This is a genomic window from Hymenobacter sp. UV11, from assembly GCF_004684095.1.
In the GTDB taxonomy this organism is placed as follows: Bacteria; Bacteroidota; Bacteroidia; order Cytophagales; family Hymenobacteraceae; genus Hymenobacter.
The window spans coordinates 258901-283118 of sequence record NZ_SRII01000006.1 but is presented as its reverse complement, the minus strand read 5'-3'; the positions used below and the strand labels follow the sequence as shown (position 1 = coordinate 283118).

19 protein-coding genes, 2 tRNA genes and 1 riboswitch are annotated in these 24218 nt (G+C 61.4%); of the genes, 4 read left to right on the top strand and 17 right to left on the bottom strand.

Features of this window, described 5'->3' with window-relative positions; translation table 11 throughout:
• Window positions 1-100 precede the first annotated feature (100 nt).
• The 3 genes from E4631_RS13200 to E4631_RS13190 form a co-directional block, all read right to left on the bottom strand.
• Window positions 101-634 (bottom strand): hypothetical protein, encoded by a 534-nt coding sequence (locus tag E4631_RS13200; RefSeq protein ID WP_133659173.1) that lies wholly within the window; start codon window positions 632-634, stop codon window positions 101-103.
• Between the two features lie 137 nt (window positions 635-771).
• Window positions 772-1227 carry an energy transducer TonB gene (locus E4631_RS13195; RefSeq protein ID WP_133659172.1) on the bottom strand — a complete coding sequence of 152 codons (456 nt, stop codon included), beginning with the start codon at window positions 1225-1227 and terminating at the stop codon, window positions 772-774.
• A 164-nt stretch (window positions 1228-1391) separates the two neighbouring features.
• Window positions 1392-1952, bottom strand: coding sequence for a fasciclin domain-containing protein (locus E4631_RS13190; RefSeq protein WP_133659171.1), 561 nt, complete (start codon window positions 1950-1952; stop codon window positions 1392-1394).
• 364 nt (window positions 1953-2316) lie between these two features.
• Here E4631_RS13190 and E4631_RS13185 point away from each other — a divergent pair.
• The 3 genes from E4631_RS13185 to E4631_RS13175 all read left to right on the top strand — a co-directional run bounded on the left by E4631_RS13185 (window position 2317) and on the right by E4631_RS13175 (window position 2997).
• Window positions 2317-2392, top strand: a tRNA-Gly gene (locus tag E4631_RS13185).
• Window positions 2393-2433: 41 nt separating this feature from the next.
• A complete protein-coding gene (locus E4631_RS13180; RefSeq protein ID WP_133659170.1) occupies window positions 2434-2931 on the top strand; it encodes an HNH endonuclease signature motif containing protein in 498 nt (165 codons plus the stop codon).
• Window positions 2914-2997, top strand: a tRNA-Leu gene (locus tag E4631_RS13175). Before E4631_RS13180 ends, E4631_RS13175 begins: the two co-directional genes overlap by 18 nt.
• 51 nt (window positions 2998-3048) lie before the next feature.
• Here E4631_RS13175 and E4631_RS13170 read toward each other — a convergent pair.
• From E4631_RS13170 to crtD, 3 genes are all read right to left on the bottom strand, one after another.
• Window positions 3049-3642, bottom strand: coding sequence for an arylesterase (locus E4631_RS13170; RefSeq protein WP_133659169.1), 594 nt, complete (start codon window positions 3640-3642; stop codon window positions 3049-3051).
• An 84-nt stretch (window positions 3643-3726) separates the two neighbouring features.
• On the bottom strand, window positions 3727-4395 hold the full coding sequence (locus tag E4631_RS13165; protein ID WP_133659168.1) for a carotenoid biosynthesis protein: 669 nt from the start codon (window positions 4393-4395) through the stop codon (window positions 3727-3729).
• Window positions 4396-4488: 93 nt separating this feature from the next.
• Window positions 4489-6000, bottom strand: a complete 1512-nt coding sequence (gene crtD / locus E4631_RS13160; RefSeq protein ID WP_240734887.1) for a 1-hydroxycarotenoid 3,4-desaturase CrtD — start codon at window positions 5998-6000, stop codon at window positions 4489-4491.
• Window positions 6001-6080: 80 nt separating this feature from the next.
• A riboswitch (cobalamin riboswitch) is annotated at window positions 6081-6292 on the top strand.
• Window positions 6293-6462: 170 nt separating this feature from the next.
• Here crtD and E4631_RS13155 point away from each other — a divergent pair.
• Window positions 6463-6855 (top strand): acyl-CoA thioesterase, encoded by a 393-nt coding sequence (locus E4631_RS13155; protein WP_133659167.1) that lies wholly within the window; start codon window positions 6463-6465, stop codon window positions 6853-6855.
• Window positions 6856-6936: 81 nt separating this feature from the next.
• Here the strand turns inward: E4631_RS13155 and E4631_RS13150 are convergent, their stop codons facing one another.
• The 11 genes from E4631_RS13150 to E4631_RS13100 form a co-directional block, all read right to left on the bottom strand.
• Window positions 6937-8130 carry a class I SAM-dependent rRNA methyltransferase gene (locus tag E4631_RS13150; RefSeq protein ID WP_133659166.1) on the bottom strand — a complete coding sequence of 398 codons (1194 nt, stop codon included), beginning with the start codon at window positions 8128-8130 and terminating at the stop codon, window positions 6937-6939.
• 96 nt (window positions 8131-8226) lie between these two features.
• Complete coding sequence (locus E4631_RS13145; protein WP_133659165.1) at window positions 8227-8670, bottom strand: hypothetical protein; 444 nt, start codon at window positions 8668-8670, stop codon at window positions 8227-8229.
• A 13-nt stretch (window positions 8671-8683) separates the two neighbouring features.
• A complete protein-coding gene (locus E4631_RS13140; RefSeq protein WP_133659164.1) occupies window positions 8684-9364 on the bottom strand; it encodes a hypothetical protein in 681 nt (226 codons plus the stop codon).
• 89 nt (window positions 9365-9453) lie between these two features.
• Window positions 9454-10947: a hypothetical protein gene (locus E4631_RS13135; RefSeq protein WP_133659163.1), complete on the bottom strand. Its 1494-nt coding sequence runs from the start codon at window positions 10945-10947 to the stop codon at window positions 9454-9456.
• A gap of 174 nt (window positions 10948-11121) precedes the next feature.
• Window positions 11122-12474, bottom strand: coding sequence for a hypothetical protein (locus E4631_RS13130; RefSeq protein WP_133659162.1), 1353 nt, complete (start codon window positions 12472-12474; stop codon window positions 11122-11124).
• A gap of 2 nt (window positions 12475-12476) precedes the next feature.
• Window positions 12477-15938, bottom strand: coding sequence for a hypothetical protein (locus tag E4631_RS13125; RefSeq protein ID WP_133659161.1), 3462 nt, complete (start codon window positions 15936-15938; stop codon window positions 12477-12479).
• A gap of 230 nt (window positions 15939-16168) precedes the next feature.
• Window positions 16169-17653, bottom strand: coding sequence for a hypothetical protein (locus tag E4631_RS13120; RefSeq protein ID WP_133659160.1), 1485 nt, complete (start codon window positions 17651-17653; stop codon window positions 16169-16171).
• A gap of 149 nt (window positions 17654-17802) precedes the next feature.
• Window positions 17803-18213: a hypothetical protein gene (locus tag E4631_RS13115; RefSeq protein WP_133659159.1), complete on the bottom strand. Its 411-nt coding sequence runs from the start codon at window positions 18211-18213 to the stop codon at window positions 17803-17805.
• A gap of 12 nt (window positions 18214-18225) precedes the next feature.
• The gene (locus tag E4631_RS13110) at window positions 18226-19542 is read right to left on the bottom strand and encodes a hypothetical protein (RefSeq protein WP_133659158.1); all 1317 of its coding nucleotides are present in this window, start codon (window positions 19540-19542) and stop codon (window positions 18226-18228) included.
• Between the two features lie 166 nt (window positions 19543-19708).
• The gene (locus tag E4631_RS13105; RefSeq protein WP_133659157.1) at window positions 19709-22708 is read right to left on the bottom strand and encodes a DEAD/DEAH box helicase; all 3000 of its coding nucleotides are present in this window, start codon (window positions 22706-22708) and stop codon (window positions 19709-19711) included.
• A gap of 107 nt (window positions 22709-22815) precedes the next feature.
• Window positions 22816-24048 (bottom strand): FtsX-like permease family protein, encoded by a 1233-nt coding sequence (locus E4631_RS13100; RefSeq protein ID WP_133659156.1) that lies wholly within the window; start codon window positions 24046-24048, stop codon window positions 22816-22818.
• Between the last annotated feature and the right edge of the window lie 170 nt (window positions 24049-24218).

The window sequence follows — 24218 nt, the reverse complement described above, 5'->3', positions numbered from 1 at the left end:
GCTTGCTGAGGGTCAATTATGGAGGGCTGCTTGCTGCATGCCACGCCGACGGAAGTCACCGCGACAACAACCCCAGCAAGCAACAAGTAACAACCGACAATCATTTTTTGGTCGCCGCTTTCAGGTCCTTGGCCGTGCGCTGAGCGCGCAGGGTGGTAAACTCAGCCTGCCACGCCCGAATGCGCACCTCGTCGCGGGCCGGCAGGTCGAGCCGAATGCGGGCCAGCTGCGCATTGAGGCGGCGGTAAGTATCCTGGGCATAGTCCCAGTCGCGGGCCTCCCAGCCGGTGCGGCGCACGCGGGTAGAGCGCAGCAGCTCGCCATACGCCCCCGAAATAGTGGTTACGGTGAGGGTCGGAATGCGGTCGGCGTAGCTGCCCAGCAGCTGCTGGTCCATTATTTTTTGTTTCTTAGCGTCGAGCGGCACGGCCCGGCGCGCCCGGTTGGCGGCGTCGAAGGTGGCTGTTTGGCGGCCCAATCGGCTCAGGGTGTGGCCCGCGTTGCGAGCGGCCGTGTCCAGCTTGGCCGCCTCCTGGCGCACTATTTCCTGGCGTTCGCGCGGGGTCGAGTCACAGCTCGTTAACCCAAATATTCCGAGCAGGCCAGTGGCCAGCCCCCAGTAGGCAGCTTTCATATCGCCAAGCTACGGTCGGGGCGGGGCTTAGGGTTGCGCCAGCCGAAAATTGAGGGGTAGCTCGTATTCCACGGCCACTGCTCGGGCACGGTGCGGGCCACGTGCAGGGCCTCCTCGTCGCAGCCTGCCCCAATGCGCTACACCAGGTGGTGGTTGCTCACGCGCCCCAGCGTATCAATCACGAAGGCCACCACTACTTTGCCTTGCACGTTGCGGCTTATCGCCGCCGCCGGGTATACCAGCTTGGTGGTGTGTTCGGCTAGGGCCATATCGCTGCCAATGAACAGCGCTGGTTGGTCGGGGCTCACGTAGCTCCACTTGCCGGGGCTCACCTCGGCGTGGCACCTGCTATCGGCACCCGGCCGGAAATAGAGCAGCCTGCCGTGGTCATAGTCGTAGCGCTGCACCACTACTTTCTCGCCCGAAAGTGTGTGGCCATAATATTCCCAGATGCCAATTTTCTTGCCTTTCTCTAAAAAGCCCTTCTCAAACTTTGTGTCCCGCTGGCGTTGGGCTTGCGTAGGCTGAGCGCCTAGCAGGCAGCTCATTAGTGCCAAAAATGTACCTACTACATAACGAGTAGAAAGAATCATAGATTGGGTGGGAAAAGTAGAAAAGCACAAACTCAAAACACCGAATATACACCCTCGCTTCGGGCCCAACAAAGGGGGGTAGGGCAGGCCCAAAAAAAAGCACCGACCACCCGTGAGGGTAGTCGGTGCCAGAAATAGCGCAGCCGCACGGGCTGCCAGCGCACTTAGGGCATCAGCACTTTGTCGATTACGTGAATCACACCGTTGCTCTGCATTACGTCGGCGATGGTCACCATCGAGGTGCCGCCTTTTTCATCCTTCAACTCAATTTTCTTGCCTTTCATCATGGCCGTCAGGTTTTCGCCCTGCACGGTCTTGAGGGTAGCCGTGCCACCGCCAGCCTTGATGGCTTTCATGAGGTCAGCGGCCGTCATGCGGCCAGCTACTACGTGGTAGGTCAGGATTTTGGTGAGCGTTTCCTTGTTTTCGGGCTTCACCAGGGTATCTACCGTGCCAGCGGGCAGGGCGTTGAAAGCCTCGTTGGTAGGCGCAAATACGGTAAAGGGACCGGGGCCCGACAGCGTCTCTACGAGGCCAGCAGCTTTCACGGCGGCTACCAGCGTGGTGTGGTCTTTCGAGTTAACAGCGTTTTCGATGATGTTCTTCGTGGGGTACATCGCGGCACCGCCTACCATCACCGTTTTGGCTTTCTGGGCCGAGGCAGTCTGAACGCCGGCCGTGCCGAGCAGTGCCACAATAGCGAGGGTTGCAAAAGAGAATTTCATGGGTAAAAAAAGGAATAAAAGAAAAAATAGTTAAGGTTGCAGCCTGCCCCACCTACGGCCCAGGCGTGAGAAATGGATTTTAGCCGTGCCAAAAAATATCTGCAGCAGTCTCAGAAGCCATTCGAACGATACCGGGCCTCGCGCCCAGACCGGGGGGGTAGGCCGGCGCACTCCCAAACACAGCGTACTACTCCGGCTGCTGGTAGCCATACAACCGGCTTCAAGCGGCTGTTTAGAATTTTTTCCGCTTGAAAATGAAGCTACAAGCTCTCGCAAAGCAAAAAAATACCACCCTACCCTTGCCTGTAATCAGCTTTTGCATACCTTTGCACCACCAACCGCCACCAAGGCGGACAAACCTCAAGCGAGAGTAGCTCAGTTGGTAGAGCGCGACCTTGCCAAGGTCGAGGTCGCGAGTTCGAACCTCGTCTCCCGCTCCAGAAAAACGCCACCTTCGGGTGGCGTTTTTGTTTTGTAAGCTATGGCTGCCCCACGCAAAAGCACGAGCACGGATGAGGAGTTTCGGCAGGTAGTAGCCGAAAGCTTATCGGTGCGGCAGGTAGTGGAGCGAATTGGGCTGATACCTGCCGGGGGCAACTACAAAACGGTGCACAATCGCATCAAGCGGCTAGCGCTGGATATCAGTCATTTCACGGGCAAGGGTTGGAACGCCGGGCCGCGCTACCGAATGCTCGGTAAGCCTTTTTCTTGGGAAGGAATTCTAATAGAAAACTCGCTTTACACATCCACTTTCAGATTGCGTAATCGGCTGATTGAATTCGGATTGAAAGAGGCCCGGTGTGAAAGTTGCAGCTTAACTGAGTGGCAAGGCAAACGCATTCCATTGGAGCTGCACCACGTCAATGGCGTGAATAATGACCACCGACTTGCTAACTTGCAGTTGCTTTGCCCCAACTGCCATGCGTTAACTGATAATTACCGGGGCAAGAATCAGAAAAAAGCCGGAGTGGTGGAATAGGTAGACACGCGGCACTTAAAATGCCGTTTCCGTAAGGAAGTACGGGTTCGATTCCCGTCTCTGGTACTAAAAAAGGCCCGTTTTTCAGCTTGCTGAAAGACGGGCCTTTTGCGTTGCTCAACTTGGCACTACGGCTGCCCGCAAGGTCGGCTCCAGCACGGCCCACACGTTGGCAGCCAGTAGCTGCTGGCCGGCGGCGTTGGGATGCACGCGGTCGGGCAGGTTGAGCGCGGGGCGGCCCGCCACGCCCGCCAGCAGCGACGGCACCAGCCCTACCCCTTCCTGCTGCGCCAACGTGGTGAAGAGGCCGCTAAACTCCTGCGCATAGCGGCTGAGGCCGGGCACGCCCAGCGGCCCCAGGTCGAAGGGCACCTCCAGGCCGGCCAGCACCAGCAGCGCGGCCGGAAACTGCTGCCGCACCTCGTGCAGAATATGGCGTAGGTTGGCCGCAGTTTCGCGCACCGGAATGCCGCGCAGGCCGTCATTGGCGCCCAGTGCCAGCACGAAGGCGGCGGGCGAGTGGCGGGCCAGCACGGTGGGTAGGCGCTGGCGGCCGCCTGCCGAGGTTTCGCCGCTCACGCCGTAGTTCAGCGATTGGTAGGGTAGGCCGGCGGCGTCGAGCTTGGCCTGGATGAGCGCCGGGAAGCTGGCGGCGGCCGCCAGGCCGTAGCCCGCCGTGAGGCTGTCGCCGAAGAAAATCAAGTTGTTCATAGTCAAAAAGCAGCCCCGCGGCGGTCCCTTCTGGGGGCTGCCACGGGGCATATCAATAACTTTTTCTGGGCGCCAAAAGTGCCCTTACGGTGTGAGCAGGCTCAGGCCGAAAAAGAAGAGAAGCTGCACCAGGTACACCAGTGGCGCCAGGGCGTTGCGCTTGGGGAAGGGCGTGCGCACAAATAGCAGCTGCATGAGTAGGGCCAGCAAAAACCAGTCGCGGAAATTGCGTAGCGGCACCAGGTCGCCGGTCCAGTGCCAGAAGTCGTAGCGCCCGGCTACCGGCTCCAGGCACAGGTCGAAGCCCACCATCAGGGCCGCGCCCACTAGCACCCGCACCCACGCAGGCACCGGGAGGTAAGCCGCCAGCACACCCGCCAAGTAGGTCACTACCACCCAGTTGAGGCCGATGAGCCAGGGCGCGCCCATGTACTGCGGCCCCAGCGTGGCGCCGTAGGTATAGTGCCCAAACAGCAAGCCCGTGTTGGTGCCCACCACCTCGGCCACCATGCCGAGCAGGAAGGCCTGCATCACAAACAGCCAAAACAACAGGCCGCGCCCCGGCTGAAACGCCGCCAGCAACCCCGCCGTCAGCAGCAGCGTCAGGGGCGTGTATTTCAGGTAAAAAGCCTTGTCTTGGCTAAATGCCAGCCCTACGAAGCCAGTGATGTGAAACAGCAATACCAAGCCTTGCGCCAGACGCAGCCGCGCAGTGGAGGCGGCCGGTGGCGCAGATAAATTCGAAAACTCCATTTGAAGGAATTACAAATTATGAATTACAAATTATGAAGTGGGGCTGAGCGTCAATAGCTGCCATTCATAATCTGTAATTCATAAGTCATAATTTTAAGAAATTAGCTCGGCCACGATTTTGGCCGAAAGTAAACACAGTGGAATGCCGCCGCCCGGATGAACCGAGCCGCCGCAAAAGTACAGCCCCGCCAGCCGGCCCGAAAAGTTGGGGTGCCGCAAAAAAGCCGCCAGCGCGTTGTTGCTGGAGCTGCCGTACAGCGCGCCCCCAAACGATGACGTATCGGCCGCGATGCCGGGCGGCGTCCATACCTTTTCGGCTTGGATAAGCGGCTCTAAATCAACATTCAGCGCGCGGCTGAGCTTGGCCAGCACCACGCGGCGCGTTTTAGCGGTGAGAGCCGCCCAGTCCTGGCCCTGGTCGTGAGGCACGTTCACCATCACAAACCAGTTTTCGTGGCCGGCCGGGGCCTCGGTGGGCGTTTTTTTGGAGGTGATATTAACGTAGACCGTCACGTCGTCGGCCACGGTTTTTTCTTGGAAAATCGCGTCGAACTCCGCTTTGTAATCGGCCGAGAAGAAGATATTGTGCAGGTCCAGCTCGGGGAATTCGCGCCCTACCCCCCAATAAAAAATCAATGCCGACGACGAGCGCGGCTGGCCCAGCGTGCGCTCGGGCGCGGGCTGCTGGGGTAGGAGGTGGCGGTAGGTGGGCACCACATCCATGTTGCTGACTACCTGCGTAAAGTCGTACACATCCTGGTCGGTGCGCAAGCCCGTGACGAGGTCGCCGGCCGTCAGAATCTCGCGCACCGGCTCCTTGAACCGAAACTTCACCCCAAACTCCTCGGCCAGCCGGTGCAGGCTGCTGGCAATGGCGTAGATGCCGCCCTCGGGGTAAAATGCGCCGATGCCATGCTCCAGGTGCGGAATAAGCGAGAGTGTGGCCGGCGCCTGGTAGGGGTCGGAGCCGTTATAAGTAGCGTAGCGGTCAAAGAGTTGCACCAGGCGCGCATCCTGCCCAAATGCTTTTTCATGGCGGGCGTGCATGGTGCCCGTGAGGCCGAGGGAGGGCAGGGCGGCCACCGCTTTCAGCGTTTCGGAGTTGAAATAGGTGCTGGCTTTGTGCAGCGACTTGTGCAGGAAGGTGCCCGCCGTGGCGTCGTAGGCCCGGCCGCTACGCGCCAGAAACTGCGCCACGGCGGCGGCCGGCACGCCTAGCTTCTGCTCCACTTCGGCCGCGAATTTGGGCGCGTCGGCCCAGGCCGTGAGGCGGGTGCCATCGGCGAAAAAATAGTTGGTAATCGGGTCGAGGCGCTCGTAGCGGAAGTAGTCAGCGGGCTCGCGGTGGGCCAGCCGAAAAATGTCATCCACCAGCTGCGGCAGCGTGAACAGCGACGGCCCGGCATCGAAGCGGTAGCCGCCGGGCAGGTCAAACTGGTGCATTTTGCCCCCGAAGGAGCTGCTGGCCTCAAACACCGTGACCGGGTGCCCGGCCACCGCCAGCCGCGCGGCGGCGGCCAGCCCGGCCACGCCCGCCCCAATAACGGCTACGGGCTGGCGCGGGGACGAAGTTTTCTTTTTCGTAAACACTAAGCCTTTAACCACCACGGCCGGGGGATAAGTTTGGCCCTGCCCGCCGAAAATACGCGCTACCTTCGCGGCGGTTTACTGCTGCCACGATTTTTCAAAATCAACCAGCGGCCGGTTTGCGGTTTCTCCCCACGAGAAGCCGCAATGAAAAGGGAAGCGGGTGAAACTCCCGCACAGACGCGCTACTGTAAGTGCCTTCGTGGCCGCAGCTCCTCGTGTTCCATTGGCGGGCCCCCGGGCTGGCTGAGAAGGACGGGCTGCCGGCTGGCACAAAGTCAGGAGACCTGCCGGCCACCATTTGATGCTTCCTCCGCGCTTTGGGGCTCCGCATCAGGTTTGGCACGCCGGCGGCCGGCTGCTGTGCGTGCGCGGCGGCCGGGGCAGGCGTAGCTGGGTCTGAGTGAGGGCTTTACTAACAAAAGAGGGGGTAGGAAAACGTAGCGCCGCGAGCCGTGTTTTTCCTTATCCCTACCCCCCATGCCAGCCCTCGCCGACCAGATTGCCCGCGCCGAAACGCGCATCTTCAAAGCCGTTTTCCCGAACACCGTCAACCACTACGACACGCTCTTCGGCGGCGCCACCCTGCACATGATGGACGAGGTGGCCTTCATCACGGCTACCCGCTTCTCGCGCCTCAAAATGGTAACGGTGTCCTCTGATAAAGTGGATTTTACGCACCCCATTCCCGGCGGCACGCTCGTCGAGCTCATCGGCAACGTGGTGCGCGTGGGCACCACCAGCCTGCAAGTGCGGGTCGAATTATTCGTGGAGCAGATGTATTCCGAGGACCGCCTGCTGGCCGTGACAGGCTCCTTCACCTTCGTGGCCGTGGATGATAACCGCCGCCCTACCCCCCTGCGGCCGGCGTAACAACCCTGTAAAACTGAGTGGCACTCCGTTTCCGCGTGAACGTCTTGTTCTAACGGAAACGGAGTACCACTCCGTTTTACATTACTCCACCGCCAGCACGAGGCCTTTCAAATATGCGCCCTCGGGGTGGAAAAGGCTCACCGGGTGGTCGGCGGGCTGGGTGAGGCGGTGCAGGATGCGCGCCGGCCGGCCAGCCTCAATGGCGGCGGCTAGCACCGCGCCCTCAAATAGCTCGGGGCTAACGACTTGCGAACACGAGAACGTGAAGAGTAATCCGCCCGGTGCCAGGTGCGCAATGCCGGCCGCATTAAGGCGCTTATAGCCCATGAGGGCGGCGTGGCGGGCGCTGAGGTGCTTGGCGAAAGCGGGCGGGTCGAGCACCAGCAAGTCGTACTCGGCCGAGTGGCTTTTGAGGAACGTGAGCACGTCGTCGGGGTAGGCGGCGTGGCGGTCGGCGTGGTGCGACAGCTCGGCATTGCGCTCCGTTAACGCAATGGCTTTCTTGCTGCTATCTACGGAGTGCACCAGCTCGGCGCCGGCCTCCAGGGCATACACCGAGAAGCCGCCGGTGTAGCAAAACGTGTTGAGCACGCGGCGGCCGGGCGAATAGCGGGCCAGCAGGGCGCGGTTGTCGCGCTGGTCGATGAAGAAGCCGGTTTTCTGGCCCGTCTCCCAATCCACGGCGAACTGGTGGCCGTTTTCGTGCACCAGATGCTCGTGGCCCGTGCTTTCGCCGAAGAGGTAGCCGTTCTTGTTGTCGCCCACGGCGTGCCCGGGCGTAGTTTCGGCGCTTTTATCGTAGATGGCGCGCAGCTTATCGCCAAACACAACTTGCAGCGCATCAGCTATTTCGGGTCGGGCGCGGTACATGCCCACGCTGTGCGCCTGCACCACGGCCACATCGCCATACACGTCGATGATGAGGCCCGGCAGGCCGTCGCCCTCAGCGTGCACGAGCCGGAAAACGTTGGTGTCGGCCGTGCCCGTGAGGGCCAGGCGCTGGCGCAGGGCGTAGGCATTGGCCAGGCGATTCACCCAAAAGTCGGGGGTAGGGAGCTCGGCTGCCGGTCCAAAATCCAGCATCCGCACCGCAATGGAGCCGCTGCCCGAGTAGTGCCCTACCCCCAGCAATTCGCCCGCTTGCGTTTCGACGCGCACCGCCTCGCCCTCCTGCGGCTCGCCCAGCGCGCGGGCAATGGCCCCCGAAAATACCCAGGGGTGGCGGCGGCGCAGGGAGTGGTCTTTTCCGTTTTTGAGGACAATGGTGGCGGGCATGGCAGGGGCGCAGTAGCGCGATTTTTGTAAATCGCGTTTTCAGGTGAAGCTTTCCGATGTAGGAAACGCGAACTACAAAGTTCGCGCTACTTGGCGCTACTTGAACCACCGCCGGTACACCGGCCCACGCAGCTTGAACTGCGCCCACATGGCCGGCCGAATGAGCCAGTCGAGCCAGCGGCGGCCGGTACTGAAATGAATATCTTCCACAATGATGCTGCCCCTACCCCCCGGCCCGGGCTCAATGAGGTGGCGGTGCCGCCACTGCCGCAGCGGCGCGGGCAGCACCTGGCCCTCATCCACAAAGTAGTGCGTGCCGTCGGGTAGCGCGCCGTTGTCCGTGATGAGGGAGGTCCAGCGCCAGCGCTTGGGGCCGACTTGCAGCTCGATAATGACCGTATCGCCGGTATTATTGCCGTCGTAGCGAATGAGGTGGAACTTCGGAAACGGCGGGGCCAGGGCCACGAATAGCTCGCGGGTGAAGCCCGCCAGAACCACGGCCGGCGGCTGGGCCACCGGAAAGCGCAGGAGGAGATGCATGCCGGCTATACGGCTAGCGAGGGGGTAGGGGCTGGGCGTCGAGCGAACCGATTTTGGGCTGAATCTGGATAATGAAGCGCTTGTTGAGTTGCTCCTTGGCGTAGCCGCTGTAGCGCCCCGCGCCCCGGTAGCCGCTGCCGGCCGGAATAACCTCAATATTCTTTGGAAACTGAATGCCAGCCTGTTGCCACAAGTACACCACGGCCAGCGCCCGGTTGTAGCTCAGCTCCCGCACGGTTTGCTGGTCGGCATTCTGTGGGGCATCGAGCGGAAAGTTGGGATTCATCGCCGCCCTACCCTCGATAATAACGAGGTACTGAATGCCATCGTTGCGCAGGCTCTGCACCTGGCGCAGCAAGAATTGCCCGGCCTCAATGAGCGGCTGCCGCGCCGCCGTCGGCAGGTCGTAGCGGCCGGGCTGAAACAGTACTTCGAAGTTTAGCTCGTAGCGCTTATAGGTCTTGTTATACGTGAAATAGCGCGAGTTATCGAGCCGCTTGAGGGCTTCTTTTATCTCGTCCAGCTTTTTCTTTTCCTTGAGCTGCACTTCCAGCTTGGCATTGGCCGCGATGAGGCCCTGCTGCTTGTCGTTGAAGAGCTTGTAGCTCAGCACAAACAGCACCAGCATGGTTAAAAACAGCGCCGTCATCAGGTCGACGTAGCTGGGCCAGAAGAAGTCTTTGCTTTGCTTCATTGGAAGGAAAATGTAAAACGGAGTGGTACTCCGTTTCGCGGCTGGCTAGGCTGAACAACGATAAACGGAGTGCCACTCCGTTTCACAGCCTAACCCACCATCCGTTGGAGCCAGTTGCGCTGGGTGAGCTTTTCGAGCACCGCGTTGGTGCGTTCGGTCTGGCGCAGCAGCTGCTCCTGAATCTGGCGGTTTTGCTCCAGCGGCTGCTGCAAGGCTTGTAGGGCCTCGGCGCTACGGCGCGCCTGAGTTTCCTGAAGCAGATTAAGCCGCTGCTGCTGCTCGGGTAGCTGCTTGAATGGCGAGAGATACTCCACAATTTTCTGGTACACGTTGTCTTGGTTGAGCTGCCGGAAGTGGGCGCTCCACTGCGCGTGGGCGGCCTGGGCCTCAGCCTCAAACTCGTCGCGGCGGCGGGCCAGCACGCGGTTCATCTGGGCGGCGTCTTCGCTCAGCGCCTGCCCCACGCCCTGGCTGATTTTGGCCAAAATGGCCTGGTGCTCCCCAAAAAACTGCGCCTGCTCCCGGATGCGGGCGTCGTGCTGCGCCAGGTAGCCGGGCACCTGGTCAAGGGCTTTTTCGAGGCTGCCGAGGCGGTCGAGCAGCGCCGTGACGGTGCGCGCCGTGCTGGCGCCCTCGCTCACAGCCACATTCAGCGCCTTTTGATAGCCCAGAAATTTCTCGAAGGAAGCCGCGCTCTCATCTACCCTATCAAAAACTTTGATGGTGGCATTGGCCAGTTCGGTGTAGCCAATCTGCTGCAGCTTTTCGAGGAAGTTTTTCTGCACGCTAACATTCTCGGTAATGCTGCTGATGAGCGGCGTAAACTCTGCGATTTTAGAGAAAAAGTCCTGCTGAATCTTCGAGAAGAAGTCGTTATTAAACGTGTCCAGCACCGCCTTCAGATTGCTCATGCTGGCCTGCATATCCGAGTTGAGGCGGGGTAGGAGGGCCTTTTGCAGGAAGTTATAGTAGCCGTTTTTGAGGCGGTCGCGGGTGGCGCGGGCCGATTTCAGCAGCTGGTTGCTGGCCAGCGTGAGGAGCAGGCCCGTGAAGCTGCCACTCATCGCAATGAGAATGCCGCCCAGAAAGTGCGTCACGTCGGCGTTGTTGAACGACGAGCCGCCCACCGCCGTGGGCGCGTCGCCAAACGGATTGACCAAGGCAATCAACCCCAGAATAGCACCCAAAAAAGTGCCCAGCAGGCCCAAATACAGCGGGGTCGAAATCTGTGCGTCAATCTCCTGGTCGAGCAAGTCAGCCTCGCGCTCCGAAATGTCGCGCAGGGTGTTGAAGTCGGCCGCCGCGCCTTTATTGGCCCACAAGTAATCGTTGGTGTCCTTGATGAGGCCGCTGAATTCGGGGCTGGCGCTGCCCACCGTGAGGGCATCGTAGGTGTGGGCGCCCGCGCCATTGGCGGCCGGCTGGCCAGTTGCGGCGTCCACGGCCTGCACGCCCAGCTGGCTCATTTCGGGGTACATGACCCGCACCCGCCCGATGAGCCGCCGATTGGTAGTAAAAACGAAAATCTGCCAGAAAATCAGCCCCAGAATCAGGACGATTTCTACCACTTGAATAGCTGCCATAGCACGCAAGCTAAGATGAAATTCCTGGGAGCAAGTAGAGGGAACCAGGATTTACATGAAATCGCCTGTCATTGCGAGCAACGCGAAGCAATCGCACCAGAACGTAGTGGGGTGGGTGTCGTCCTGGTGCGATTGCTTCGCGTTGCTCGCAATGACAGGTAATTCAAATTGCGCTCAACTAATAGCCAGCTTGGCGCGCTCTACCACCTGCCAGCCACTCGCCTGGCGCTGCAGCCGGCCCGGCCGCACAGCCGCCACCGCCGTAATGCGGCCGCCCAGCGGCGGGTCGTAGTCGAAGAATTTTTGTAGCCGCGTGAGGCCATCGCCGATAAGGCGGGCCTGGTCCACCTGCGGGTTGAGGGTGAAGGTGGCTTGGTCGGGGTTGCGTGGGTCCACCGTCAGCATCAACGCGAGTTGGGGTAGGGGCGAATCCACGATTTTGCGCTCTTCCACGAAGGGCGTTTCCTGCACCGGGCCATAGCGCGTGGCGGCCGGTGCCGAGGCAGCGGTAGCGGGGGCTTCGGCCGGTGCGCCTACCAGCTCTTCCACCGAAAGCTCCTCAGCTGGGGTAGGGGTAGGGCCCGGTGCGGCCACGGCGGCGGGCGGCGGGGTCTTGGCTGGCGGGGCCGCTTTAGCCGAAGCGGACGGCTTGCCCGTAAGCTCAACTTTCAACTCATCCAGCTGCTGCTGAAGACGGTGCAGCTGGGTATTGAGGTTCTGATTCTGCTTTTGCAGCTTGCGGTATTCCTGAGAATTCATGATGGTCGTGGAATCAGGTTCGGCAGGGGTAGGGGTGGCGTGCGCGTGGTGGTGACGCCGGCGGCGGGGGCGCAGTTGCGCCAGGGCGGCTCCTGCCAGCGCTCCTACTACCAGCAGCACCATGCCCGCCTGCAAGGGCGTAAGCCCGAAGTAGCTCGGCGCGGCCGGCGTGGTAGTGAAGGTGGAAACCGGGTCCAGCGGCTTACCTGTGTGGTTGGTAATGGAGTCGGGGTTGGCGGGCAAGACTGTTATGCCCCCGGCCCCCGACATTGCCGCTACGGTGGTCGTGCCGGTAGTGGGGCTGGGCGCGGCGGGTGCGGGCGCGGCCCCACCACTGGCCCTGGCCTGCATCAGCGGCGCGAGGTCTGCACCTAGCAGCGGCACTTTAATGCGTGTTAAACGGCCTTTCCCGCTCTGCTGGCGCTGGGTAACCTGACCCACGATGGCTTTGGCCACCTCGATGGGGGTAGCCCTGGTGCCCGCGCCGAAGCTGTTGACCACGTCGGCGCGCAGCAGTCCCAGCTCCGACTTGTCAGTTGGGTTGGCGGCCAGCCACTTCTCAAACGCCTGCACCGTAGGCCAGGGCGCGGGCTGCTTCTGCTTCGGCTTAGTATCAGCCCAGATGCGCTCGGCCGTGGCCGTCCACAGCCGGCCCTTGATGCTGTCGTCGGGGGTAGGGGCGGTTTGCGCCGCGCCTAGGTGGCTCAGGCCCAATAGCCCCGCGCTTATTACCCACCGTACTGTTCGATAGCTGACTTGCATCGTCATACCTAATTAGCCGAGCTATGTAGCACCTGCGACAGCATATACAGCGCGTGCTTGAGGGGTAGGAAAAACAGCGTTTCCGGAATCGGCTCGCCGGCAGGCAGCGTGTTGGCGTAGCGCTGGCGGCCTAGGTTAAACGAGTCGGCCAAGGCGGCGGTTAGTTCGCGCAGCACCAAGCCGGGCGGGTTCTTGATACCCAGGTTGAGCATGGCGGCCGTGAGGTCGGAGTCGGTGAGCAAGAGCGTGAGGCACTTCTCCACGTTGGCGATAACGGCGTTTTTTACGTCCTCCGTAATGTCGCCGGGGTAGAGCGGGCGGTTTTCAGCTTCCGCCTCGGTGCCGGTGCCTACGGGCTGCACAATAGGCGGCACCTCGGCGGTGCTTTCGGCGTCGAGGCCGGTGGCCAGCACGCCGCCGTTGGCGGTGGTTTGCTTGGGGTCGTCGGCCAGCACAATCTTGAAGTTGGCTGGTGCGGGCGTGCCCATCACTTTGCTTAGGATGAGGCTGGCCACCTGCTCCAACGGTCGCAAGTTGCTGGGGCACAATAGCCGCAGGTACAGGCTGCCGCGCCCCGTGAAGCACAGGTAGCGCGGCGCGGCCAGCCCGCGCAGGGCCGTCACCTGCCCCAGGTGGTACACGATGGCCCCGAAGTGCAGGTAAAACAGCACCCGCAGGTGCTGCGCCATCAGCAGCCGCTCGCCAAATTGGAACTCGCGCTCGTAGTTAAAGAGCAGGCTGGCAACCTCTTCCGAGCCAAATGTGGGGTTGGCTTCCACTACGGCCAGGCACTTCACGGCCAGCTCGGCGGCTTTGGTGTGGGGTAGGGGGTGCGCCCGAATGCTGTCGAGGCCGAAGCGCACCAGCCCGTTGTCTTTGGTGCCGCGCACGTCGGCCGCGCCGTCGCCCCACAGCTCATTGCCTGCAAACCGGAACGAGGTGCTGAACGCCGGATGGTGCTTGCGCGGGCCGGTCGGGTTAGCCGTTTGGTCCGAATAAAACAGCACGTCCGACGTGCCGCCGCCGATGTCGATGAAGGCCGCGTTTTCGCCGGGGCCGGGCGTCACGAGGCCGCGCCGGGTCAGGAAAAAGTACGGCGCCGACGACTCGGGCAAATACGTGGTGCCGCGGGTGGTGTGGAAAATCTCCTTAAACAGCGTGTCCCACTCGCGCTGGTACAGGTCGCGGCTGAACGCCGAGAAGCTCAGCGGCGCAAACCACACTACCTGCGTGGCGCCCACGTTGCCCCCGTGCAAGGCGGCTTTGTACTTGAACAGCAGTAACATCTCGCGGAAAAACATCCGCACCCGGTGGCGGGCCGCCTCGCTGGTTTCGCCCCATTTCAGGTTGGTGTGGTACGAGTCGTTGGTTTCCTCCTCGGTGTTGATGCCGAAGCCCACGTTCACATTCGCCAGCAGGCGCGGCGGCTCGATGGAGAAGCTCGGCGCCTCGCTGCTCGCCGTACGAATCGGAAACTGGTACGGCGAGCCGCCCGCGCCCACAAACGACGGCACGAACTCGCGCTGCTGGTACCGCTGCCAGCGCCGCAGCTGAATGCCGTGCGCCGGGTCTTCTTCAATGCCCCGGTACAGCTGCTCGTAGGCTTGGTAGTCAGTCTCTTCAGTTGATTTCTTGAGCAGCGCCACCGCTGAGTCGTCCGGCCCGAAGCTGAACGGCTGGGGCGGCTGGCTGGGCCCGTCGTGGTAAGCCACGTGGGTATTGGTAGTGCCAAAGTCGATGGCGAAGCGGAACTCCTTGGTGCCCTGGCGCACCTCGCGCCACTTGGGCACCACCAGCGCCTGCCCGGCGGCCGGCGTGGGGCTCGTCACCACCACGTAGTCGAAGGGCGTGCCCTTCACCTCGTAGTAGGTGCTGCCCTCGTCGGTGCTGCTCTTGGGCGTGCGGCGGTAGGCCGTGGCGCTCTGCTCGGTGCCAGTGGCCGACAGCAGCCGGCCTTGCACCCCAAACTGCAGCTCCACCGGCTTGTGTACTAGGCTGGGGTTGATGTTGTTAGCATCCACCAGCATCACCTTATAAAAGTCGTTGAGCAGTGGTGCGTCGGCGATTTTTACGAAGGGAAAAATCGACAGGCCCACGTTGGTCACCAGCAAGCGGCCCAGCCCCTCAGTGCGCGGGTTGGGGTAGTAAGCGCGCTCGAAATCAACCGTAAAGCCGCCCGCCACTGGCACCCGCAGGCGCACCCGCACGCAGGCCGGGTCCAGCTCCATCGTGAGCTGGGTGGCCAGTTCGGCCGCTGTGAAGTAGTCAAAATACAGCGGCTTCACCGGCAGCAGTGGCCAGCACGTGGGCCGGTAGCCGGGCGCGGTTTTAAGCTGCCCCGTCACGAAGCGGCTGCCATCGACCTCGTAGGGTACGGTAAGCAGCGTTTCTTCCAGTAAGTCGTTGAGAGTAAGGTAGGGATAAGCCAAATCCGGCCCCGGTAGCGTGCGGTCGGCAAGGGCGCGGGGGTCGCTGGCGGGCACCTTAGTGCCGCTATCGCCGAGCAGCGAGTTGTTGTAGTAAAACTTGCCCGGCGCTTGCAGGCCGGGGCGTAGCACCAGCGGCAGGGGGGTAGGGAGCGGCCAGCCCGGCCCCGGCACCCGGTCGGGCCGGATGGTGAAATCAGAGTTGCGCACCACGCCCTCATCAGCCCGGATGCGCACCGGCACGCCGGCTATCGCCACCGGGTTGCCGGCCTGGTCGGTCAGCAGGGGGTAGTCGGCCAGCTGGGCGTTGCCATCCAGCCCCCACTTATTCAAGATATTGGGGTCGAGCGCGTTGCGCACCGCCGGGGCTAGCCGCGCCAGCGCCGGGTCGGCCACAAATTGCTGGTAAACAAAGTCCTGAAACGCCTGCTCGCGTTGGTTCAGGGCCACGTAGCGGCCGTCGAAGTAGTGGCCGCCGCCCTCGGGCCGCTGCACCGGCAGCGCCCGCACCGCTGGCGCCGGGAAGAACACCGTGAGCGGCGAGGTGCCGCCCAGCAGCTGCGGCGCATCCTGCGGGGTAGCCCCGGGAAAGTACAGCAGATTGAGGTCGGTGATGGGGGCGAAGCGCTTGTCATTCAGGTACAAAGCCAAGGCTTGGGCCAGTGGCTTGGTCTGCGGATTAGCCTCCAGGCGCGCCAGCTCGTTCAGCTTGTTCCAGGTGCGCACGCTCAGCCGCTGGCCCGATTGCCGCCGCTGGTAGTAGTTGAACACCAGCTCCCACAGGTCCCAAAACTGCCCCACCAACCGGTGGTGCACCGAGTCGGCCGCGCCGGGGTTGCTGCCCACGTAGGCCAGCGCGGCTTCTACCAGGTGCAGGCGCGCAAAGGGCGACGGAATCGCCACCGCCACCCGCTCGGCCCTACCCCCCTCGGGGTCGAGGATACCGCTGGGGCCGTCAATTTCATTCTTGCCGATTTTGCCGGTGCGGCCCCAGCCCTCGTGGGTAGTGGAGCCCGTGCGATGCAGGCGGAGGATTTTGGCCATGTTATTCGGTGAGCCGTTAGCGGTTGGCTAGCAGCTGTTAGCTTTTTGTGAAAATGGGGGGGTAGGGCTCGTTCTGGCGGGCGCCTCACCCCTAGCCCCTCTCCGAAAAGGAGAGGGGAACTAGTCTCTAGTTTTAGAATTGACGCTAACTTAGAACTAGATTTAGAGCTAGTCCCCCTCTCCTTTTCGGAGAGGGGCTAGGGGTGAGGCGCCCCGCCAGAACGAGCTCCCTACGCGTATTGCAGCTTGCTTTCAACCACCTTATCCGTGGCCTTATTAAACGCCTCGACCAGCCAGCGCAACGCCCGCGCCGCGTCCGGATTATCCAGGTTGGTCTTGCCTACCGCATCGTTCAGCTCGGCGCGCAACACGTCATCAGTCAGCCCTTTATTGAAGAAGCTGGTGGGGATAACCTTGTCGGCCACCATTTTATTGAAGTCGGTTTCGTCGGGGTGCAGGGCGGCGAAGCGGCGCTCATTCACGCCCAGTTCGTGCAGCCAGCTGTCGTATTCGGTAAAGAAATCGGTGAGGTCGGCCAGGGGGCCGGTGCTGGCGGGTAGATGCTGGCCCAGTTTGCCGCCCTTATAGAGCGGGGCGCTCTTCTCCTCCAGCAAGTGCTGCCGGAAGTACCGGGCGAAGTAGTGAAACTGAATCATCGGCCGGGCTACCTCGCGCCGCGACGCCGGCGACAACTGCCCAAAATCGAAGGTGGGCGCGTCATTCTTCAGGCCAAACTCGTGGTAGGCGGGGTTGCCGCGGTCGAGCTGGCTGGCCGGCTGGCCCAGGAAGTGTTGGATAGCCAGCGCGCCCAGCACCTCCACCAGGTGCGCCTGGTTGCGCTGCTCGGCGCGGCCGGGGTGGTTGGGTAGCGGCTGGCCGGCCTGGTCGCCGAGGTAGTACATGGCCTCTACCCCATCGAGGTGCTCGGCGTAGTAGCTGAGCGCCGTCTTAGTCTTGGTAATGAAGGTGTTGGAGTCGATGAAATCCTGGCCGTTCTGCTTCTCCTCGGCCGACGGCTGCTGGAGCTTGAAATAGGGCAGCAGCACCAGCGCGCCGGCGGGCACCGAGGCCCGCACCGACGGCTGCGGCAGGTCCACGCCGGGGTCGCGCAGGTTTTTCACCAGCAGCGGGAAGCCCGCCGCGCCCGTGCCCCCAAAGATGCTGCTAATGAAAAACACCCGGTCGTCAGGGTTCAGGCTCTGGGCCAGGTAACGCATTTCCTTGGCCTGCACCAGCGAGTTGAGCACCACTGAGCCCACGTTGGGCGAACCCCGGAAGCCCAGGTCGAGGCTGGCGTTGAGGCTGTCGGGGGTGAAGAGCAAATCGAGCAAGCCCCGCGTTTCCACGCTGGCCTCGTTGTAGTGCATGAAGTCCTTGAACGACTGATTGATACCGCCAAAGTCGTACACGAACGAGTCGCGCAATCCTTCTACCCCCGACGTGTTGAGCTGGGCCAACGTAGTCAGGTCCTGGCCAAAAAAGCCCTCGTTTTTAGGATGCTGGCCATCCTGATACAGCGCGTCGTGAATACGCTTGTAGCGTTTGAGCAGGTCCACGGTGCGTGTTACGTCGCCGTTTTGCGTGTCGGGGTCCACGAGCACGGGAATGACCTGGTCGCAGTCGGGTAGGCGCATACCCGCGGCCAGCAGCATGGTGAGCGAGCGCAGCACCCGCGCGCCGGTGCCGCCCACGGCAAAGATGAAAAGACGAGCCATTAAGTAACTAGGAAAACGGAAGTAAAAAATCGCCTGTCATGCTGAGCTTGTCGAATCATCTCTACCTCATTAGTAATCAATGACGTTAGCAACGAAGCGGTAGAGATGCTTCGACAAGCTCAGCATGACAGGATAAATAATAACATCACTTAAAACGGTGTGCGCCGAGCGTGATTAGAGCCCCATTTCAGCACCACCGAAAACAGGATGAACCACAGCGACGCCACCAACGTGTTGGTAATGATGAAGTAGCGCATATACGGGTCGCGTACCGCGCCCGCGCCTATGCTCACGCGGTAGGCCAGCAGCGCCCCCAGGCCGGCCACCAGTAGCAGCACCAGCAGCCAGTGCGTGGGCCGGTATAGCCCCTGGTGCGTGAGGGCCGGAATGGCGTGGTTGAACACGTAGTAGAACACCACCACCAGCGCCAGCGCCGTGAGCAGGGTATAGAAGCCGGCAGTATTGAAAATCTCGGCCTTGTAAAGCCCGTACATTGGCGACTTGCGGTCGTAGAACAGGCTAATACCACTAGTGTAGAAGCTGTTAAAGAATTGCTGCATGAGAAAGGTGGGTTAGTCTTGGGCGAGCGTGAAGGTGGCGGTGAACACGGGGGGTAGGGCCTGCGGAAACGCCTCGCGCACGCCATTCATTATTTCTGAGAGGCGGTAGGTGTGCGGCACCGGGCCGGGCTGGTTATCGTTTTCGGTGCTGCGCTGGGCCACCCAGGCCGGAATACCCGGCGCGGGCAACGTCAGCCGTAGCTGGCCACCGCCCTTGGGGAAGTCGCTGAGGTGCAGGCGCAACGTGTGGGTGTAAGCTTGCAATTGCGGAATATTGGAGACGGGTTTAACAGAGCCAGGCAACAGCTTCACGCTGCCGTTAGGCACCTGGGCTTGCAAGTGTTGCACTAAAAAGGTGGGCTCGCGCCAGGCAGCGGGCAGCTGACGCAAATCGAGCGCCACCGTAAAGTCTACCCCGTCTTTAACGTTGTCTACCTCCAGATTCGTACTTACGCCTGCCCCGCCATATGAAATGGACCCATTGCCACTGGGTGCGAGCGGGCTATCAGCGGCCACCTGCGTGAGTACCGCCGCGTAGGGCACCTTCGGGAAAGTGAGCCCAAAATAGGCCTGCTGCGTAGCGGCCGAGGTGGCGGGCAGCACCTCATTCACGTAGTGCCCCACGGCCGCCGCCGGCCCAATTACCCAGATGTAATAGGGTAGCGTTTCGCCCTTCAAAGTGACCTGCTTGCGCGGCGTTTTCACGGCCGGGTGGAAGGTGCCGTAGAAGCGCGACGTTTCGCCCAGCACGGCCACGGCCAGCCCTTTTTTGGTGGCGGTCGCTAGCGCGTCGGTGATATTGACGTTCATCAGGGCGCTGGTAGCCTGGTTTTTAGGTCCGTAGATAAAGTCCGATACGACCACGTTTACCTTGTTGGTCGCGCCGGGCAGGGCCAGAATATTCTCCAGCATCGCGGGCAGCTCGGTGCCCAGCGCCGCCTCGTGCGTGTCGCCCTGCACAATCTCCCGGAAGTGTGCGTAGGTGCTTTTCTGCGGCGCTTTGTTCAGCGATAGCCAGAACTCGGCCTCGGCCACGGCCGGGCTACTGTGGGTGCGCGAGGCCAGCAAGCCGATGCGCTGCTGAAACGCCGTGGGCTCAGTGGCCGTGGTATTGGCCGGCATAAAGCCCCGCATCCCGCCCGACAGTTCCAGAAAAACGTTGGCCTGCAAGGGTGCGGCCGCATCGAGAGCCGTAGCGGCCGGTGCGGGCTTTCCCGCAGTAGTAGGGGGGGTAGTAGTTTCTTTCGAGTCATCGACTTCACCGCAGCTGCTGAGCAGGGGGCCGCCGAGGGTAAAAGCCAGAAAAGCCGCCGTGAGGTGGTTGCGCATACGCCAGAAGATTGAGCCGGCCACGGGTGTGGCACTTCGGAGCGCAAGTAACGGCTTTTGGCGGAAAGGGGATATGCGGAGCGGTTTGTATGCGGTAAACTAGAAAGCGCATTTCCTGCAACTCTTGCGGAGAATATGTGGCTTAATCTCCGCATGCTCTGCCGCCCTACCCCAACAGTTCCTCGATATCCTCACGCGTCAGTGACTTTATCACGGCCTCGTCAGTCGTTATTAAGTCGCTCACCAGCTTGAGCTTGCGCTTTTGCAGGGCCAGGATTTTTTCCTCCACCGTGCCTTGGCTGATGAATTTGTACACGAATACCGGCCGCTGCTGGCCGATGCGGTGAGCGCGGTCTATTGCCTGGGCCTCCACGGCCGGGTTCCACCACGGGTCGAGGATAAACACGTAGTCGGCGGCCGTGAGGTTGAGCCCTACCCCCCCCGCCTTAAGGCTAATGAGGAAGATTTGCAAATCGGGGTTTTCCTGGAAGCGCGCCACCTCACCTTGGCGGTCGCGGGTGTGGCCGTCGAGGTAGGCGTAGGCGAGCTGGCGCTCATCGAGGCCAGCTCGTATCAGGCTCAGGTGCTGCACAAACTGACTGAACACCAATACCTTGTGGCCTTCGGAAACGACGCTGCGAATCATGCGCAGAATCTCGCGCATCTTGCCCGACTCGCCCGCGTAGTCCGCATCGGCGAGGCGCGGGTGGTTGGCAATCTGGCGCAGGCGCGTGAGGCCTTGTAGCAGCATGAGTTGGGTGCCGCCGGCGGGGGTAGGAGCGTGCCCATCCAGCGTTTCCAGAATTTTGTTGCGGTAAAAGCTCTTGGTTTCTTCGTAAAACTGCTGCTGCTCATCGGTGAGCGGGCAGTAGCTGAGGTGCTCGGTTTTGGCAGGTAGCTCGCTGGCTACCTGCGCTTTGTGCCGGCGCAGCACGAAGGGCTTAATGAGTGCGTGCAGCTTACGCGTGCGGCTCTCGTCCTGGTGCTTCTCGATGGGCTTCACGAATTCCTTGCGGAAAAACGCCTGCGTGCCCAGCAAGCCAGGGTTGATAAACGTCATCTGCGACCACAAGTCCATGGTCGAGTTCTCAACCGGCGTGCCGGTGAGGATGAGCCGGTGCCGCGCCCGTAGCTGCCGCACGGCCTGCGCCGTGGTTGAGCTGGGGTTTTTGATGGCCTGCGACTCGTCCAGAATCACGTAATCAAACTGATACGAGGCCAGTAAGTCGGTGTCGAGGCGCACGATGCCGTAGCTGGTCAGCACGATGTCGTAGTCGGCAAACTGGGCCACGTTTTTGTCGCGGTAGGTGCCGGTGTAGGCCAGCAGCCGCAGGCTAGGCGTAAACTTGCGCGCCTCGTTTATCCAGTTGTGAACCAGCGAGGTAGGCAGCACCAGTAGCGAGGCCGCGCCCTTGGTAGCGCCGCTTTCCTGGCGCTCCATCAGCATTACCAGAGTTTGCACGCTCTTGCCCAGGCCCATGTCGTCGGCCAGGCAGCCGCCGAGGTGGTAGTCCTGCACGAAGCGCAGCCAGTTGTAGCCCGCCTGCTGGTAGGGCCGCAGCGTGCCCTGAAAACCACGGGGTAGGGGCCGGTCCTCCACGGCGGCGAAGTCGCGTAGCTTTTCGAGGCGGTGCGTGAGCGTGACGGTCGCCAGGTTATCGGCCTCTAAATCAGTGACCAGTGATAAGTGATGGCGGCGCAGTGATAGCGGCTGACCCTCGTTTTCTTCGGCGAAGGCGAACAGTTCCAGGTAGTCCGTAAACCATTCTTCGGGGATGAAGGCGACCTGGCCGTTGGGTAGGCGGTACTCGCGGCGGCGCTGCAAAATGTAGGGCCGCAACCGGATAAACGGTACCGCAAACTCGCCAAACCACACCGTGCCGCGCACGTCGAACCAGTCGCCGCGCTCCTCAATGCCTACGTCGATGCGCACCTGGCCAATGAAGTAATCCTGGCTGGCCGAGGCCGCGCCCTGCACCTGAAAGCCGTGCTCGGCCAGGGCCGGCGCGTGGTCGTGCAGCCAGCGGAAAGCCTCCGCTTTGGGCAAGATGGCGTGGCCGTCGGCGTCGAGGGGTAGGCCGTGCTCGCGTAGCTCGTCGGCGCGCTCGTTCTCCTCCTTGGCCGAGCGCAGCAGGCGGCGAAAGATGTAGGAATCAGCATCTTCCTCCAGCTGCACGCTCATGGGGCGCGGCGGCGTCAGGGGTAGGTCGTAGGCACCGTAGCGGAAGCTGAGCGAGAAAAACAGCGGCGCCTCATCAGTGCCCACGCCCGGAATGACGGCCGGCTTGGGCATCGGAATACGGCCACGCCGGGGCGGGCCGGGCGGGCGCACGGGCACCACCGGCGTACCGGCGGGCGGGCCGGGCGGCACGTCCGAAAACGTGAGCTGCGGCCGGGCCAGGTAGCGCTCGGTGCGAATGTCGAAGCCGCGCGCGTGCACGTCAAACGACTCCATGAGCGGGGCCACGAACTTCTGGAAATAGCTCTTCTCGACGGCGCGCGGCACCACGATAAACTTCTTATTCAGAAAGGGTTGCAGCTTGCGGCCATCCACGTCGTGCCGGAAGCAGTAGAGCACGTCGTCAATCAGCAGCCAGGCTGGCTGCTGGCATACCAGCACGGCATTCTTGAACTGGAAATCAAGCTTTTGGCTCTGGTACTGAATGGTGGGAAAGTAGTGCGTGCTTTCCTCGTTACGCCGGAAGTGAAATAGCACCGATGCTGGCACCGGCGCTAACTTGAGCTCGCGCCAGGTCGGCTCGCCGTCGCGCCCCATGATGAAGACGTGCTTGCCCTGCAAGCCCGCTAGCAGCCGGCCCAGCCGCTGCTGCACGTAGCGCGCAATGGCCTCCTGCATGGGCTTATCGCCCTTTTCGGGGTTATAAATCTTGAGAAAAAACTCGGCCGGCGTGATTTTGCGGGGCCAGAATTCCTTGATTACCGCATCCTGCTGCAACTGGTCGCAGAGGGCAATAAGCTCGTAGTCGTCGCGTTCTAAGCCGTCGGCAAACTCCGGGGCGTTCTTGGCCGACACGGTTTGGTGCTGAAGCGTGAGCTGCCCGCGCGGGCTGAGCTGCACCACGTGCGCCGTGAAAAGGTGGCCGAGGTACTCGTGGGCAAACAACGAGTACACAAGTTGAAATGGTAGCGCAGTAGAAACATTCATAGCCGAGCACGAGAGCGTGCAAGTTAGTCCCGAATGCTGCGATTCGCCATCTGTTCAGGCTAAATGAAAACCGACTCGTTCGATTAACTGCCTGGGATAGCGCCGTTTTATAAATTTTCGCGGATGAGCATTCGGCCAGCGTTTAGCGCCGGTCGAATGGATACGGCCAAAGTAATAGAAATGATGGCTAGCGAGATAAAAAAGATATCGCTGGCTTGCATTTTAACCGGATAGAAGTCGACTACGCTCGTGGCCATGCCCATGCTCACCACGTGGAAGGTTTGCTGAATCCAGCAAATCCCTACCCCCAGTATTAGCCCCGCCACGGCCCCTACGAGCGCCACAATGGCCCCCACCAGCAAAAACGTGCGCCGCACCATCTGCTCGGTAGCCCCGATGGCCTGCAGCACGGCAATGTCCTTGCGCTTGTCGATAACCAGCATCGAGAGCGAGAAAAAGATATTGAGCGAGGCAATGAGCAGGATAAACGCGAACGTGATGAACACGAACAGCTTCTCAATCTTGATGGCTTTGAGCAGGCTCACGTGCTGCTCGTCGGAGTCGAGCACCGTGAAGGCGTTGCCCAGGCGCTCGCGCAGGTTTTCCTTCACTTTGTCGGGCTTGAAGCTGTCGCCTACCCGCACGTAGAGGGCTGTGCGGCGCGCGCCGTAGCCCAGCAGGTGTTGGGCAAAGCTGAGGGGCACAAACAGGTAGCTGTCGTCGAGGTGCTGCTCAATCTGGAAGACGCCGCCGGCCAGAATGGTTTCCTCGTTAAACGCCTTCTCGGGGTTGATGTTGAGGGTTTTGCGCCCTGGCTCCTGCCGGGGGTAGAGCAGGTGCAGGGGCGCCAGGCGGTTGTCGAGGGTGATACCTAGCTCGTTCTGCACGCCTTCGCCGATGAGCGCGTATTCGAGCTGGCCGCGGCGCAGGCGGTGGTCGCCGGCCACGAGGTTGGAGTCGATAGGAATCTGGCCGAAGTAGTTTTCGGAGAGGCCGCGCATCTTCACCACCATCTGGCGGTCGTGGTATTGCAGCAGGGCATTATCCTCAATTACCTCCGTGAGCAAAGCCACGCCGGGCGTGTTCTGCACCTTGGTCAGGAGCAAGGTGTCAATCGAAAATGACTTGCCCTCGCGGGCCGCAATGACCAAGGTGGGGTCCGATTTGCCGTAGAGCGAGCGCACCAAATCTTCCAGGCCGTTGAACACCGACAGCACAATGATGAGCGCCGCCGTGCCCACCGCCACGCCCACCATCGAGATGTTGGAAATGATGGTAATAATGTTGCGCTTTTTCTTGGAAAGGAAATAGCGCCGGGCAATAAGTAGAGGTACGTTCACAAGACCACTGATTAGCGCGGATTTAAACGGATTTCACGGATTTTGTGGACGTGAAGCGGGAAGAGTTAGTGGGAAAGGTAGCCTACTAGCGTAGCTATTTTTCTTAAGACTGAAACGGCTTACGGATGAGGTAGTCCACAAAATCCGTGAAATCCGTTTAAATCCGCGCT

Excerpts from the sequence above, each read along its gene's own strand:
- E4631_RS13135 (WP_133659163.1), bottom strand. The coding sequence starts at position 10,947 with ATGGCAGCTATTCAAGTGGTAGAAATCGTCCTGATTCTGGGGCTGATT.
- E4631_RS13150 (WP_133659166.1), bottom strand. The coding sequence starts at position 8,130 with ATGCCCGCCACCATTGTCCTCAAAAACGGAAAAGACCACTCCCTGCGC.
- E4631_RS13115 (WP_133659159.1), bottom strand. The coding sequence starts at position 18,213 with ATGCAGCAATTCTTTAACAGCTTCTACACTAGTGGTATTAGCCTGTTC.
- E4631_RS13200 (WP_133659173.1), bottom strand. The coding sequence starts at position 634 with ATGAAAGCTGCCTACTGGGGGCTGGCCACTGGCCTGCTCGGAATATTT.
- E4631_RS13190 (WP_133659171.1), bottom strand. The coding sequence starts at position 1,952 with ATGAAATTCTCTTTTGCAACCCTCGCTATTGTGGCACTGCTCGGCACG.
- E4631_RS13155 (WP_133659167.1), top strand. The coding sequence starts at position 6,463 with ATGCCAGCCCTCGCCGACCAGATTGCCCGCGCCGAAACGCGCATCTTC.
- E4631_RS13105 (WP_133659157.1), bottom strand. The coding sequence starts at position 22,708 with ATGAATGTTTCTACTGCGCTACCATTTCAACTTGTGTACTCGTTGTTT.
- E4631_RS13130 (WP_133659162.1), bottom strand. The coding sequence starts at position 12,474 with ATGACGATGCAAGTCAGCTATCGAACAGTACGGTGGGTAATAAGCGCG.
- E4631_RS13195 (WP_133659172.1), bottom strand. The coding sequence starts at position 1,227 with ATGATTCTTTCTACTCGTTATGTAGTAGGTACATTTTTGGCACTAATG.
- E4631_RS13170 (WP_133659169.1), bottom strand. The coding sequence starts at position 3,642 with ATGAACAACTTGATTTTCTTCGGCGACAGCCTCACGGCGGGCTACGGC.
- E4631_RS13140 (WP_133659164.1), bottom strand. The coding sequence starts at position 9,364 with ATGAAGCAAAGCAAAGACTTCTTCTGGCCCAGCTACGTCGACCTGATG.
- E4631_RS13145 (WP_133659165.1), bottom strand. The coding sequence starts at position 8,670 with ATGCATCTCCTCCTGCGCTTTCCGGTGGCCCAGCCGCCGGCCGTGGTT.
- E4631_RS13120 (WP_133659160.1), bottom strand. The coding sequence starts at position 17,653 with ATGGCTCGTCTTTTCATCTTTGCCGTGGGCGGCACCGGCGCGCGGGTG.
- E4631_RS13180 (WP_133659170.1), top strand. The coding sequence starts at position 2,434 with ATGGCTGCCCCACGCAAAAGCACGAGCACGGATGAGGAGTTTCGGCAG.
- E4631_RS13110 (WP_133659158.1), bottom strand. The coding sequence starts at position 19,542 with ATGCGCAACCACCTCACGGCGGCTTTTCTGGCTTTTACCCTCGGCGGC.
- E4631_RS13125 (WP_133659161.1), bottom strand. The coding sequence starts at position 15,938 with ATGGCCAAAATCCTCCGCCTGCATCGCACGGGCTCCACTACCCACGAG.
- E4631_RS13165 (WP_133659168.1), bottom strand. The coding sequence starts at position 4,395 with ATGGAGTTTTCGAATTTATCTGCGCCACCGGCCGCCTCCACTGCGCGG.